The 13765-nt window shown below is 62.3% G+C and carries 16 protein-coding genes; 5 read left to right on the plus strand and 11 right to left on the minus strand.

Going from position 1 to position 13765, the window contains the following annotated elements:
- The 3 genes from Q8O80_RS06000 to Q8O80_RS06010 form a co-directional block, all read right to left on the minus strand.
- Nucleotides 1–462, minus strand: a 462-nt coding sequence (locus tag Q8O80_RS06000) for a hypothetical protein (protein WP_305577959.1), incomplete at its 3' end; no start/stop codon positions are given.
- 128 nt (nt 463–590) lie between these two features.
- Nucleotides 591–1787: an MFS transporter gene (locus Q8O80_RS06005; RefSeq protein ID WP_305577989.1), complete on the minus strand. Its 1197-nt coding sequence runs from the start codon at nt 1785–1787 to the stop codon at nt 591–593.
- 131 nt (nt 1788–1918) lie between these two features.
- A complete protein-coding gene (locus tag Q8O80_RS06010; protein WP_305577961.1) occupies nt 1919–2308 on the minus strand; it encodes a DUF983 domain-containing protein in 390 nt (129 codons plus the stop codon).
- 95 nt (nt 2309–2403) lie between these two features.
- Between Q8O80_RS06010 and Q8O80_RS06015 the strand changes: the two genes are divergently transcribed.
- The 5 genes from Q8O80_RS06015 to Q8O80_RS06035 all read left to right on the plus strand — a co-directional run bounded on the left by Q8O80_RS06015 (nt 2404) and on the right by Q8O80_RS06035 (nt 6061).
- Nucleotides 2404–3036, plus strand: a complete 633-nt coding sequence (locus Q8O80_RS06015) for a DUF309 domain-containing protein (RefSeq protein WP_305577963.1) — start codon at nt 2404–2406, stop codon at nt 3034–3036.
- 182 nt (nt 3037–3218) lie between these two features.
- Entirely contained in the window at nt 3219–4610 is a 1392-nt protein-coding gene (locus Q8O80_RS06020) for a PAS domain S-box protein (RefSeq protein ID WP_305577965.1), read from the plus strand.
- A gap of 110 nt (nt 4611–4720) precedes the next feature.
- On the plus strand, nt 4721–5044 hold the full coding sequence (locus Q8O80_RS06025; RefSeq protein ID WP_305577967.1) for a hypothetical protein: 324 nt from the start codon (nt 4721–4723) through the stop codon (nt 5042–5044).
- Nucleotides 5041–5262 (plus strand): hypothetical protein, encoded by a 222-nt coding sequence (locus Q8O80_RS06030; RefSeq protein WP_305577969.1) that lies wholly within the window; start codon nt 5041–5043, stop codon nt 5260–5262. The genes Q8O80_RS06025 and Q8O80_RS06030 overlap by 4 nt, the downstream gene beginning before the upstream one ends.
- A gap of 79 nt (nt 5263–5341) precedes the next feature.
- Complete coding sequence (locus tag Q8O80_RS06035; RefSeq protein WP_305577971.1) at nt 5342–6061, plus strand: DUF421 domain-containing protein; 720 nt, start codon at nt 5342–5344, stop codon at nt 6059–6061.
- 86 nt (nt 6062–6147) lie between these two features.
- Here Q8O80_RS06035 and Q8O80_RS06040 read toward each other — a convergent pair whose 3' ends face one another.
- From Q8O80_RS06040 to Q8O80_RS06075, 8 genes are all read right to left on the minus strand, one after another.
- Nucleotides 6148–7095, minus strand: coding sequence for a LysR family transcriptional regulator (locus Q8O80_RS06040; RefSeq protein ID WP_305577973.1), 948 nt, complete (start codon nt 7093–7095; stop codon nt 6148–6150).
- Nucleotides 7096–7119: 24 nt separating this feature from the next.
- Entirely contained in the window at nt 7120–8550 is a 1431-nt protein-coding gene (locus Q8O80_RS06045) for an aminobutyraldehyde dehydrogenase (RefSeq protein ID WP_305577975.1), read from the minus strand.
- Nucleotides 8551–8570: 20 nt separating this feature from the next.
- Nucleotides 8571–9614: an ABC transporter ATP-binding protein gene (locus Q8O80_RS06050; RefSeq protein WP_305577977.1), complete on the minus strand. Its 1044-nt coding sequence runs from the start codon at nt 9612–9614 to the stop codon at nt 8571–8573.
- Between the two features lie 3 nt (nt 9615–9617).
- The gene (locus tag Q8O80_RS06055) at nt 9618–10421 is read right to left on the minus strand and encodes an ABC transporter permease (protein ID WP_305577979.1); all 804 of its coding nucleotides are present in this window, start codon (nt 10419–10421) and stop codon (nt 9618–9620) included.
- On the minus strand, nt 10414–11235 hold the full coding sequence (locus tag Q8O80_RS06060) for an ABC transporter permease (RefSeq protein WP_305577981.1): 822 nt from the start codon (nt 11233–11235) through the stop codon (nt 10414–10416). The genes Q8O80_RS06055 and Q8O80_RS06060 overlap by 8 nt, the downstream gene beginning before the upstream one ends.
- Before the next feature lie 233 nt (nt 11236–11468).
- Nucleotides 11469–12503: an ABC transporter substrate-binding protein gene (locus Q8O80_RS06065; protein ID WP_305577983.1), complete on the minus strand. Its 1035-nt coding sequence runs from the start codon at nt 12501–12503 to the stop codon at nt 11469–11471.
- A 159-nt stretch (nt 12504–12662) separates the two neighbouring features.
- Complete coding sequence (locus Q8O80_RS06070; protein ID WP_305577985.1) at nt 12663–13136, minus strand: DUF3830 family protein; 474 nt, start codon at nt 13134–13136, stop codon at nt 12663–12665.
- Nucleotides 13137–13225: 89 nt separating this feature from the next.
- A partial coding sequence (locus Q8O80_RS06075; RefSeq protein WP_305577987.1) for a gamma-glutamyl-gamma-aminobutyrate hydrolase family protein occupies nt 13226–13765 on the minus strand: 540 nt, incomplete at its 5' end.

Genomic DNA, 13765 nt, shown 5'->3' on the forward strand with positions numbered 1-13765 from the left:
GTCGTCCAGCACGCGCTCATCGCGGCCCAGCCGCCCCTGCAAGGCCGCGCGCAGCAATGGCGAACTGGGCGCAATCACATCCTTGGCGGCCCCTGACGCGCGGGCCAGCACCGCGCCGGAGGGGCGCAGGAACACCACATCCAGCGCGCCCGAAAGCGCCGCTGCCTGCAGCGCGATCCGGTGGGTCGCGGCCACATCGGCGCCCGGCGCATAGAGCGAAGCGGCATCGGGGCGATGCCCCAGCACTACGGGAAGCATGCGATATTTGTCCAAGGCCCCGTTCAGCGCCTCAGCCTGCACATTGAGGATTTCCTGCGCCGCCGCACCCAATCGGTTGGCCTGCAGGTCCGATGCCGTGCCCCCGACGAACGCCGCCCCTGCACCACACAGCAGCAAGCCGACCAGTGAGTTAAGCGCGCTCAGCCGGAAATAGCGCTGCGAAACGGCCGCACCATTGCTCATGCCCGGGTCAGCTCCCGGACAACTGGGCGATGATGGGGAAGCTCACTCGACATGGCTGGTCCGGAAAAACGATGCTCACAGGACGCTATCGCACCAAAGCGGCGAGATCGACAGGAAATGCAGCCTGCTCAGTCGGCGGTGATGATCAGGGGTGGCAGCAGGTACAGCCGCCAGGCCAGTAGCAGGGCAGCGCCGAAGGCGATGGCGGTGAAGCCGACAACGCCCGGCCAGCCCCCGATGCTCCAGCCATAACCACCCAGCGTACCGATCACGCTGGAGCCGCCATAATAGGCCAGCAGGTAGAGGGCACTGCCCTGCGCCCGCGCATTCTGGGACCGCCGCGCCACCCAGGCGCTGGCGATCGAATGCGCGCCGAAAAATGCGAAGGTCATGACTGCCATACCCAGCACAATTGCCCATAGCGGCGGCAGCAGGGTAATGGCGAGCCCGGCCAGCATGACCACGATCAGTGGCCAGAACACCTTGCGGCGGCCCAGCCGTCCCGCCAGTGCCCCCATCCATGCCGAACCCAGCGTTCCCACCAGATACACCACGAACACCAGCGAGATCTGGCCATGGTCAAGATTGTAGGGGGGCGTCAGCAGGCGAAAGCCGACATAATTGTAGATCGCCACAAACCCGCCCATCATCAGAAACGCGCACAGGACCAGCAGGGGCAGCGCCTTGTCCGACAAGACAGCGCGCATATTTGCGCCCAGCTCGGGCAGGGTGAGGGTGCGCGCGCGTGGCGTCTTTGGGGGCGGCAAGAGCAGCAGGAACACCAGTGCATTGATCAGGATCAGCACGCCCAGCGCGGTCAGGGCCGCCCGCCAGCTCACCATCTCGGCCAGATATCCGACCATCAATCGCCCGCTCATCCCGCCCAGCGCCGAACCGCCGACGAACAATCCCATCCCCAGGCCGAGCGCCGCATTGGACATTTCCTCGGCCAGATAGACCATGGCGATGGCCGGCACGCCGCAAACCGCGATGCCCAGCAGGGCCCGCACCACCACCAGACTGGTCCAGTCGCCGCTTGCCGGCACCGCCAGCACCAGTGCCGCTGTGGCCAGCATGGTGCTCAGCATCAGCGATTTGCGGTTGAAGCGATTGCCCAGCCAGCCGACCAGCACCAGCGACAGCGCCAGTGTCGCCGTCGTTGCCGACAGGGCCACCGAGCTGCCGGCGGCGTCGAGGCCGAACTCAATGGCAAAGATCGGCAGCAATGGCTGAACCGAATAAACTGCGGCAAACACCGAAAAGGCCGCCAGGAACAGCGCCGCCGAGGCGCGCCAGTAATCCGCAGTGCCGCGCTCAATCTTCACTCTGGTCAATACAGGCGCTATCCCCGGATCGTTCCGGCAAGGGGGAGCCGGGCTCCCGGCTGCTGACGATTATCGGTGTGTTCTATCGCAGGAGCCGGCAAATCGCGAAAGCCATTTCAAGCCGGACCGACTTACCGCTCCAGCCTGTCATTGGCGCGTAACGCCCACAACAGACCAATCAGGCCGCCTTTGCACGGGCGCATGACCAGCAGGGAGGCAGCAACCGAAATGGGCAACAGGATCACAAGGTAATATAATGGACTGGTGCCACCGGCCAATTCAATGACCAGAAAGGCGCCGGCAAAAATCAGGACAATGACCAGCCCGACGAGCAGCGCGGTCAGCAGGCCGGCATCGTAGCGCCCCAGCGGTTCGTTGCAGTGCTGGCAGCGGGCATTCTGCGAAAGAAAGCCAGAAAACAGCTTGCCCACACCGCAATTGGGGCATTTGCACAATATGCCTCTGCCGACGGACAATAAAATCGGACGAGATTGAGCTGGATATGTGTTTTGATCAGACACGGTCGACTCGCGTTTTGTGGCGCTTGTCGCGACCATAGGGGCAGGGCGCGCGTTGTCCCTAATCAAAAGCGCCACGTGCCGGGAGCGTGCGCAGCTTGGCCAATTGGCAATCGGCAGTGCATCGCCGTGCTGGCGCCGAGACTGGAGAGCAGACCATGGGCCATGCGCCTCGACCGCGCCTGTTGCCGCGCAGGACCTTTCCCGCCTACGCCTATCTGCCAGGCGGCCATCAGCCCCATCCGGTGCGTGAAGCCACCGGGCACAGCTACCAGCACGATGCCGCGCCGCCGGCGCAGGACGCCGTCGCGCCAGGCGACGCCCTTGCCTGGGGCATCGATCTTTTCAATCATGGCTATTACTGGGAAGCGCATGAGGCGTGGGAGCCGATCTGGCTGGCCGCCAGGGGCAATGTTCAGGATCGCGCCTTGTTCAAGGGACTGATCATGCTGGCGGCGACCGGGGTGAAAATCCGCGAAAGAAAATGGCAGGCCGCGGCGCGGCACGCCGGACGGGCCGCCAGGGCCCTGCGCCAATTGCCGCGGGGTACGGACACAAGCCAGTTCAAGCAGATCGGCATGGCACCCGAGGCGTTGGCGAGCCTGGCCGAGGCAGCGGCGCGCTCGCCGATCAACCTGCCGATGCCGCGCGACGGCAAACCTGAGCCCGTCTTTCCGTTCCTGCTGGGAAGCGCATGCGAGCAGGAGCCGTCACCTTTGGCCCAAGGTTAGCGCACCGGGTTTCGTAATCAGCACATGGGTTCGGCTGTGCTCTGGCATGGGTACTCGATGTTGAGCTTTGGCCGCCGCCGCGGTGCGGCACTGCCTGGCTTGAGGCCCGGCAACCGGTTGCTTGCAATAGAGCCAATAGGCGCTATCAATCGTGCATTGACCAACCCCGAGTGCGCAGCAGAATGTTGGACTCCAACCCTCTCGACATCCGCCTGGCCGCCGCCTCACTGCGGGCCTTGCCCGTGGCGGTGTACACAACGGACGCTGATGGCCTCATTGTTTCCTACAATGATGCCGCCGCAACCCTGTGGGGCGTCCGTCCTGAACTGGGGACGGTGCGCTGGTGCGGCTCCTGGCGCCTTTACCATACCGATGGCAGGCCAATGGCGCATGGGGATAGCCCGATGGCTATCGCTATCAACGAGCAACGCGCGATCCATGGGGCCGAAGCCGTGGCCGAGCGTCCTGATGGCACGCGTGTACCCTTCATGGCCTTTCCTACCCCGCTCCATGACAGCGATGGCACGATGCTTGGGGCGGTCAGCACGCTGGTTGACTTGAGCTCGCAGCAATTGGCCAAGCGCGCCCAGCAGCATCTGGCCGCCTTGGTGAAGTCGTCCCATGATGCAATCATCAGCAAGGACCTCGCCGGTATCATCACGACCTGGAATGAAAGTGCCCAACGCCTGTTCGGCTATGATGCCGAGGAGGCGGTTGGCAAATCGATCACCATGCTGATTCCGAAGGAACGGCTGCATGAGGAGGTCGAGATCCTGGCGCGGATCCGGGCGGGCGAAGTGGTCGATCACTTCGAGACCGTGCGATTGCACAAGGATGGCAGCCGGCTGCCGCTGTCGCTGACGATCTCTCCCATCAGAGAGGAGGACGGTACGATCATCGGCGTCTCCAAGGTGGCGCGGGACATCACGGCGCAGAAAGAGAGCGAGGAACGCATCAATGCCTTGATGCGCGAGGTCAATCACCGGGTGAAGAACCAGTTTGCCGTGATCAACGCCATGGTGCGCGAAACCAGCACCCGGGCAACCGACAGTGTGGAGTTTGCCCGCCAGGTCTCAGAGCGCATTATGGCGCTGTCGCGCTCGCACGATTTGCTGGTCAATGGCGAGTGGAAGGGAAGCAGTCTGTTCGAACTGCTGCTGGCCCATGTTCGCGCCTTTGGCCACGAGGAGCGCGTCGGCATGTCCGGCCCCGCCATCTCCCTGCAGCCCTTTGCGGTGCAATATCTGGGCATGGCGTTCCATGAACTCGCAACCAATGCCGTCAAATATGGGGCGCTCTCCAGCGAGGCTGGTTCGGTTGAGATCTCCTGGTCCGTCAGCGGAGATGACCAGTTCCAGCTGACCTGGACAGAATTAGGCGCCCTCAAGCCGGTTGCAACGCCGGCCAACAAGGGGTTCGGCTCGATCGTGCTGGAACGCGTGGCGCCATCGGCGGTATCGGGCAAAGGTGAGCTTACCTACCTCCCCGACGGCATCCGGTGGTCCCTCACAGCGCCATTGCACGCCATTCACGCCAAAACCGGCAGCTTTGATGCTGCGCACCACAATTCATGACCACTGCAGATCGGCGCCCCAAACGCCTGCAGCGCTGAATCCGCGCCTGCCGCCGCAACCGATGCCGTGGTGCGGCATTGATATGGGAATTGTTCCTTCAGGAGGATCTCATGTCGAACACGCCGCACAATCGCGCCAAAGCCGCAGCTAGCCATGACCCCGGCGCCGGCTCAGAAACACAAGCGACCGGCGCTGGCAATGCCCGGCCCGAACCCGGGCATGACATCATCCGCGACGGCCTGCCGACTGGCGAGGATACCGCTGTCCGCAATGATGTTGCCGACCCCCATCCCTCCACCGAAGAGAACTACGACACGATCCCGCATCCGGGCGGCGCCAACCCGCCAACGGGCCCCGACATTGGTCCCAACAGCTACGCCCATGACGGCACGGCGCCTCCGCGTCCACGCAACCGGGGACCGGCGCAGCAATGACCGATATCGCGCTCGACCAGGATTTGCTCGACGGCATCAAGCGCTTCATCGCGCACCGCGATGAGCCGCCGCGCGGGACGATGTCATATAACGACGCCGTCAACGTCATCGTCCGGGACTGGTTGATGGGCCAGGGCTATGTGCCGCTGCCCGATCAGGATCTGGACGCCGCAATCGTACCGGCACTGGAAGCGGCGCACGCGCCATCGGGCCGCTAGGACCGGCGGCTTTGGCCCGACCGGGGGCAGGGTGATGGAGCGGGCAGGGTGATGGACGTGGATCGGACCGGGGTGAAAAATGGACGCGTTTGACCTGCAGCGGATGCTTCTTGGCGAGGAGCCGCCGCTGTTCTTCCTGGAAATCCTCGCCAGGACGCTCATTATCTACCTCTACATGCTTGTGCTGTTGCGGTGGCTGGGCAGCCGCACCATCGGCCAGCTCTCGACTGTGGAATTCCTGCTGGTCATCGCCCTTGGTTCGGCGGTCGGCGACGTCATGTTCTATCCGGACGTGCCGCTGCTGCATGCCCTGCTGGTGGTGACGATTGTCGTGTTGATCAACAAGGCGCTCGATCTGCTCATGGCCCGCAGCAAACGGGCGCAGCGGGTTATCGACGGCACGCCGGAGGAAGCCATTCGACGGGGTGTGATCTGTTCCACCTTTGCCGACAGCACAGCGCTGAGCACCAGTGAGCTGTTCCAGCAGTTGCGCCAGAACGGCATTGAACACCTCGGTCAGGTCGAACATGCCTATGTCGAAACGGACGGCACGCTCACCATCTTCAAAAGCGGCACGATCGGCCGCCAGGGGCTGCCCATCGTGCCGCCCTGGGAGATTGAGCATCCGGTCGAAATTACCCCCGATGCCGCGCCGGAGGAGGCCTTGGTCTGCATGCAGTGCGGCACAATTCAGGGGCAGCCCGGTCCCGTGACCTGCCCCAATTGCGGCCATGACAGATGGACACGTCCGGTATCCGACCGGACTTCAATTGCCCCGGCAACGCACCAGAACTCCTGAGCTGATGCCATCGTACCAGTGAACGCGACAGGTCGCCTTGGGCCGATATCCCCCAATTTGCCGTTCTTCCGGTCGGGCTTCCGCTGCTACTCTACCCAGGCCATGCTCGGGTCGACAGTGGCGCAGTACAAGGTGGCACTCCGATGGGCTTGTTCCACGACGCGCCGTATCAGGTCCTTCTCGCTGATTGCCTGATACGACCCGATAATGGGCATGGCGGGAAAGTGCTTAGCCACGCGGATGGGATGCAAAAGCCCCATTTTGAGCTCGCGCCTGATGGTAACGGTCGGAATGGCACCGACCCCAAATCCGTCAATAAGCAGACTGATGATCGAATAGAGCGAGTTGGAGCTGGTCAGCTTGCTCGCCAGCACCTGCTCGTCCTGAAAATAGGGAGCGATCATCCTGTAGGGAGGCGTATTCTTGGGGAAGGTGATGATCGGCAGGCTCGCCAGATCGTCAACGCTATAGGAGCGGTCGGGATCAATGATCTTGGGCGAGCCCGCCCAGGTCATCTGCAATACGCAGGAGGTGAAGCTGCGAAAGTCGTCGCCGATAGCCGGATCGAGGGCGAAGATGACGTCGAATTCGCCCTTGTTCATCCCGTCAATGAGGTTCTTCGTACCCTCAACTGTCAGTTCGATCTTGAGGGTCGGCGCCGCCTCGTGCAGCGCCTCCACAAACGGCGTCATCCAAGTCGCCGACACCGAGTCGATGGCGCCAATCCGCACCACTTTTGGGGTGAGGGCGGTGTCGTCGGCCAACTCGCTTTTGAGACCCTCATACGAACTCAGGATCGCCTGAAAGGTGTCGAGCACTTTCTGCCCGCCGGGCGTCAATGAAAACTTGCGGCCGGTCCGGTCGATCAGGCGGCAGCCGAACTCTTCTTCCATTGCCGCCAGGCGAATGGAAATGGCCGGTTGGGTCGTATGCAGTTCCGCCGCGGCCCGGCCGAAGTGCCGGTGCCGCGCCAGGGCGATGAAGGTAACCATATCGAGGATGCGCAGAGCGCTGCCTCTGTCAGATTTTACCATGCGCGAACGCCTTGTTTGCCGCCGTTATGAGGCGATCATGATGTGGCGTATCTGAGTGTAGTCCATCAGCGACTGCATGGAGAGGTCCGAGCCATAGCCCGAATTTCTCATGCCACCATGCGGCATCTCGGTGGCGAACACGCCATGCGTGTTGACCCAGGTGACGCCGTATTGCAGCGCATTGGCAATGTTCATCGCCTGCACGCTGTTGCGCGACCAGACGGAGGAGGCCAGCCCGTATTCCGAGGCATTGGACCATTCCACTGCCGTGCCGGGTTCATCGAACGCGGTGATGGTCAGTACCGGCCCAAACACCTCCTTCTGCACGATCTCTGACTGGATCGGCGCCGAAACCAGCGTGGGCTCGTAGAAATAACCCTGCCCACTGACGGCATTGCCACCCGCCACGATATCAGCGCCGTCACCGCGCGCCCGTTCGACAAACCCGGCCACCCGGTCGCGCTGTGCGCCGGTGATCAGCGGCCCAAATTCGACATCGTCGCGCTCAGGCGCGCCATACACCAGCGAGCCAATCATGGTCGACAGCTTGTCAGTAACTTCCTGCTCGATGGATTTGTCGACCAGAATGCGACAGGCCGCCGTGCAATCCTGCCCGGCATTGTAGAAACTGGCTTCACGCAAGGTTTCCACCAGAGAATCCACATCAGCGTCGGCACAAACGATGACCGGCGCCTTGCCGCCCAGTTCGAGATGCGTGCGCTTGATGTTCTCGCCTGCAGCCGCCTTCAGCACGGCCCGGCCGGTACGGACATCGCCGGTCAACGAGATCATCCTCACCAGCGGGTGCGTGATCAGGCTCTGCCCCACTTCCGGGCCGTCGCCACAAATCACGTTGACCACGCCGGCCGGCAGAAATTCGGCCAGGATGGAGGCCAGGAGCAACAGGCTGAGGGGTGTGTTTTCCGAGGGCTTGATGACCACGGTATTGCCAGCCGCAATCGCTGGCGCGATCTTCCAGGCGGCCATGAGCAGCGGATAGTTCCAGGGTGCGATGGAGGCGATCACCCCCAGCGGATCACGCCGCATCATGCTGGTGTGCCGGCTGGAGCGAAAACCGTTCGCGGCAATGCCGGGCACATTGCGCGCGGCCGTACCGAAGAAGCGGAACACGTCGGCAACATTGGCCAATTCGCCCGCTTGCACATAGCGCCACGGCTTGCCCGCATTGGCCGATTCCACATCGGCCAGGCTGTGTGAGTGCGCTTCGATGGCATCGGCGATCCGCATCAGCGCAAGACTGCGCTCCTTGGGCGCGGTCTGCCCCCACTTGGCAAAGGCGGCGTGTGCGCTCGTCACTGCAGCATCAACCTGGGCGCGATCGGCCGAATCCACATCAGCCAGCACCTTGCCGGTGGCCGGCTCATGTGCTGCCAGCGCCGGACCCTGACCGCGGACATAGTCGCCATTGATAAACAGGCGTGTTTCAAAGCTCATGCTGAACTCCCGATCAGAAATTAGTCGTGAATGACGCGGATTCGCGCCGGGTCGATGGCCAGGGTTACGTCCTGCCCATTGCCGAATTCGAGGTCATTGGCCGTCAGGGCCCGCAGCGGATGGCCGGCCAATGTCATGACATAGCGATTGCGGGCGCCCAGAAACACCCGCGTGCGCACCCTGGCCCTGGGCCCGGTGCCGTCGGCGCTCAGCGTCAGATCTTCCTGTCGCAGCGCCAGCGTCACCTTGCCGCGCGTGGCCACCTGCGGCTCCAGCGCCAGGGTCTGCCCATCGTCGAACCTGGCGACCGGTCCCTGGGGGCCATCAATGATCTCGGCGGGCAAGAGGTTGGCCGAGCCGATAAAATTGGACGCAAACCCGGTTGCCGGCTGGTTGTAGATTTCGTCAGGCGTGCCCTGCTGTTCCACCTTGCCCGCATTGAGCAAGACGATGCGGTCCGATAGGCTCAGCGCTTCTTCCTGATCATGCGTCACAAAGATCGTGGTCAGTCCCAGGCGCTGGTGAATTTCGATCAGTTCAACCTGCATGTCTTCGCGCAGCCGGGCATCCAGATTGCTCAGCGGCTCGTCGAGCAACAGAACTTTGGGCTGCGAAACGATGGCGCGGGCCAGCGCAACGCGCTGTTGCTGGCCGCCCGAGAGCTGGCGCGGCTTGCGTTCGGCCAGATGACCCAGTTGCACGGTTTCCAGCGCAGCCTTGACCTTTTCGCGCTGCTCTTCGCGGGTGCCCATGCCGCGCATGCGCAGCGGAAACCGCACGTTTTCGGCCACGCTGAGATGGGGCAGCAGCGCATAGGACTGAAACATCATGGCGATGTCGCGCTGCTCAGGCGGCAGGGACGTCACATCGCGACCGTCGATCTCGATGCCCCCGGCGGTAACGCTTTCCAGCCCGGCCACCATGCGCAGCAGGGTGGTCTTGCCGCAGCCCGAAGCCCCCAGCAGCGAGATGAACTCGCCCGATGCGATATCAAGCGAGATGCCGTGCAGCACCTGCGTCTTGCCGAAGGATTTGCGGATATTGGTCAGACGAACATTGGCCATGGGTCAGGCACTCGCAAATCGGGTAAGGCCAAGCATCCTGTCGATCACGAAGATCAGCACAATGGTCAAGGCAATCATGATGGTGGATACCGCCGCAACGGAGGGGTCGGGCGAAAATTCGAGCTGTCCGTAGATCTGGACGGGCAGGGTGGTCAGCGTCGGGCCGCGCAGGAACAGCGACAGCACCGCCTCGTCGAAGGAGATGTTGAAGGCAAAAAACGCCCCTGCGGCCAGTCCGGGAATGCATTGCGGCACCACCACGAACCACAGGCGCTGCAGGCGATTAGCGCCCATGGTGCGGGCGGCCTCTTCCAGATAGGGATCGGACTCTTCCAGCACCGCCAGCGTGGTGCGCACCACATAGGGCAGGGCAATCACGGTGTGGCTGAGGGCCAGCACCAGGGGAGAGACGGGCCCAAACACCGAGCTCCAGAACATCAGCATGCCAATCGCATAGATGATGGTGGGAAGCACCAGCGGCGACAGGAACACCGTCGCCAGCAGATCCGAAAACGGCAATTGCCGCCGGTGAATGGCGATAGCCGCCGCGCCGCCGATCAATGTCGCCAGCAGCGTCACCATCAGCGCTATCTGGATACTGATCCAGCCCGCATTGAGATAGGCATTGGACGAGAGCACTTCCTGATACCAGCGCAGGCTCAGTCCGTTGGGCGGGAAGGCGATGAACTGGCTCTCCGACAACGACACGCCAACCACCACGATCAGCGGCGCCAGCAGGATCAGTGCGGTGAGCACGACAAACACATAGCCAGCAATCCGCAGCCAGCCTGGAACAGCTCTAACCATGTCTGGTCCCCGTGAGTTTGATATAGGGCACCAGCACCAGCAGGATGCCGACGAACAGGATGACGGCCTGGGCGGCGGCAAAGGGCCAGTCCGGCGTGGCCGTCACCGATTTGTAGATCGAGGCTGCCAGTACCTGAATGCGTGTGCCACCCAACAGATTGGGGGTCACGAACGAGCTGGCCGAAAGCGTAAAGCACAGCAGCGACCCGGCCACAATGCCAGGCAGGGCCAGGGGCAGAACGACGGTGCGGATGGTCTGCAGGAACGAGCACCCCATGGTCCGCGCCGCTTCTTCAAGCCGACCATCAATGCGGGTCAAGACACCCAGGATCGACAGGGTCATGAAAGGCAGCAGCACCTGCACCATGCCGATGACAATGGCCGCCTCGGTCTGCATCAGCGCAAAGCTGCGCCCCACCAGGCCCATGTCGCGCAATATTTCAGGGATCATGCCGCTGCGGCTGAGCAGCACCATCCAGCCAAAGGTCCGCACCACCACGCTGGTCATCAGCGGCAGAATGACGATCACCACCAACCAGAGGCGTGCCGTGGGGCCAACCTTGGTCATGATATAGGCCAGCGGAAAGCCGATCAGCGCACAGATCACCGTGATCAATAGCGACAGCCGCACCGTGCGCCACAGGATATTGAGGTAATAGGGGTCCGACAGGAAGCGCGCAAAATGAGCCAGGGTTGGCCCGTCAGGGCCCGAAATGCTCAACATCAGCATTTGCGCGATTGGCAAGAAAAAGGCGAGCCCCAACAACAAGATTCCGGGCAGGGCCAGCAACAGGTTCTCTGTGCGGTCGTTCATTCAGTGCGGACCTCCCGGGGCACACGGTGATCGTGCCAGGTGTTCAATTCTTGTAGTCGCCCAGCGCGGACGAGTCGAACCATGGTTCCACGCCGATTGCAAAGCAGTCTGGCGCATGGCGGTTGGCCTCCCCATCTTGGGCTGGAGAGGCCGCAATCCGAGCGAGTGGGGAGTACCACGCACGGATTGCTGACTTGTCATTCACCGCCCATCTGGCGGGCAAATGGTTCGGCTCAGCGAGCGATAGTCTTGTTCCACTGCTCAACCCAAGCCGTGCGATTGGCTTCGATCACGGCAGGATCAAAGCGGATCAGGCCGGCCACGCCTTCTTCGCCATAGGCAACGTCCGCAGCCACTTCATCGCTGAGTTCGGCCTTGGCATTGGTCGGCGAATACCGCAGGGCTTCGGCAAAGCACTCCTGCGCCTCTGCCGAAATCGACATGTCGATGAGCTTCAGCGACAGTTCGGTATTGTCACGACCAGCCACCAGATTGGTGGTGATGTAGCTGGCGGGCGTGCCCTCGGCGCCTTGTGTAAAGCCCGATGGCAGGCCGGCCTGGCGCAGTGTGAAGGCGTAGTCCGAGGCGTAGGGTGCAATCCAGGCGTCGTTCTGGGCGAATTCCTGCTGGATTTCAGGCGAGGTCGAGACGACGATCGCGCCGGCGTCGAGCAGCTTGGCTACGGCGTCCAGACCGGGCTGGATGTTTTCCAGACTGCCGCCCTGTACCTGGTTGAGCATCAGGAAGCCCAGCATGCCATAGCCATTGGAGATGTCGGTGAGCACCAGATGTTCACCAAATTCCGGGTTGAGCAGGTCGGTCCACTGTGTCGGTGGCGTGCTGAGCGCTTCCGTGTTGAACACCAGGCCGATGGCAGCGATTGAGTAGGCGGGGCCTTCACCCTTGGCCATATTGGCGCCGGCAAAGTCGTACAGGTCAGCGGCGTTGCTCAGGCCGGCCGGATCGATCGGTGCCAGCAGCCCCTCAGCCGCGCCGACGATTTCCTGGCCACCCGAGAAGTGGATCACGTCGAACTGCGGCGCATCCTTCTGGGCCCGCAACTGCGCGAACGCATCAGCCGAATATGCTGTCACGACATTGACCGTGGCGCCGGTTGCCTCTTCGAACGGGGTGATGATGCAGGCGCGGTGCGCCGTTTCATACGCGCCACCGAAGGAGTTGATGGTGATCGAGTTATCCTGCGCGAAGGCAGTCGTGCTGAGCAGTGCGGAAAGGCTCAGAACAGTCGTACCGAAAATAGCTTTCATTGGTCGTCTCCCTTGTTGAACTGGTTCTATCAGCGCCAAGAGGCTGCTGTGCGGCGCTGGCGTGCGTTTCGTCCCGGGTCTATCGCGAGACGAAATCGTGTTAAGGCCCTGGGCGCGACCTGCGGCGCGATAGCCGCCTCAGGTCCCGGGCCCGAATTGCTAGAGTCGACCGAGCTCGACGGTCTTGGCGCCTTCAATGCGGATCAGGCGGCACTGCTCGGCAACAGCATCCAGATTTTCGGTCATCTTGCCGAAATAGGTGCATGGAATCCAACCCGTCGGGCCAAAGGTGCGGCCACCCACACCATAGAACATGCCGATTTCCCAGAACTCGCTTGGGTCAATCTTGAAGAAGTTCTTGGGCTGGTAGAACCACAGCAGTTCGCCCGGCTCGGGCAATACGGTCTGGTTTTCCGGGGGCAGCGCGGTTGGGTCAAAATTGCGGTGCGTCTCGGGCAGGCCTATCATGATCTCTGGACCCGAGAACATGGCATGGGTCGCCTGCCACTGAATGGGCGTTTCAAGCGCGTTCCAAAGGGCTTCACAGGTTTCGGGTGCGTTGTCCCAATAAAGTGTGATGATGCCCTGGACCTTCGCATCGACGAATTTGAGATAGAATTTCTTGTCGGTCATAGTGGCCCTTAGGTTGTTTGATCCAACAATCAAAGGCGTTTCGGGACCGGTGTCCAATTCCCTTTCAAAATTCTGACTATAATGAAATCTTATCGACAAGCAGCGCTGCGCGCGATTTCACCGACCTTGCGCCAGAACGCCAGATCATGCGGCCGCGTCTCGGGGCGCCACTCCGGATGCCACTGCACGGCAAGAATTGTCGCCGCCCCCGAAGTCGCGGAAACGGCTTCCACCACGCCATCTGCGGCCCGCGCATTGACCACCAGATCCTTGCCCAGTCGGCCCAAGGTCTGGAAGTGGACGCTATTGATGTCGATTGACTGCGCGCCGGCAATGTCGGCCAGAGGCGTGCCCGGCACGATCTCGACGCTGTGGCTATGGGCGAACATTTCCTCGAGTGATGCATCCTCCGGCGCATGGTGCTGCAAGCTGGGCTGGTCGGTGGCATCGCGCTGGTCCACCAGTGTACCGCCAAGCGCAACATTGATCTCCTGCAGCCCGCGGCAGATCCCAAACACCGGCTTGCCGGCCGCCAACGCTGCGTTGATGAGCAGCGCCGACATGGAATCGCGGCCCGGGTCAAACGGCGTCCGCCCTGCCTCGGCGCCATAATGGTGCGGCTCCATGTT

The organism is Devosia sp. (assembly GCF_030689745.1).
Taxonomy (GTDB): domain Bacteria; phylum Pseudomonadota; class Alphaproteobacteria; order Rhizobiales; family Devosiaceae; genus Devosia; species Devosia alba.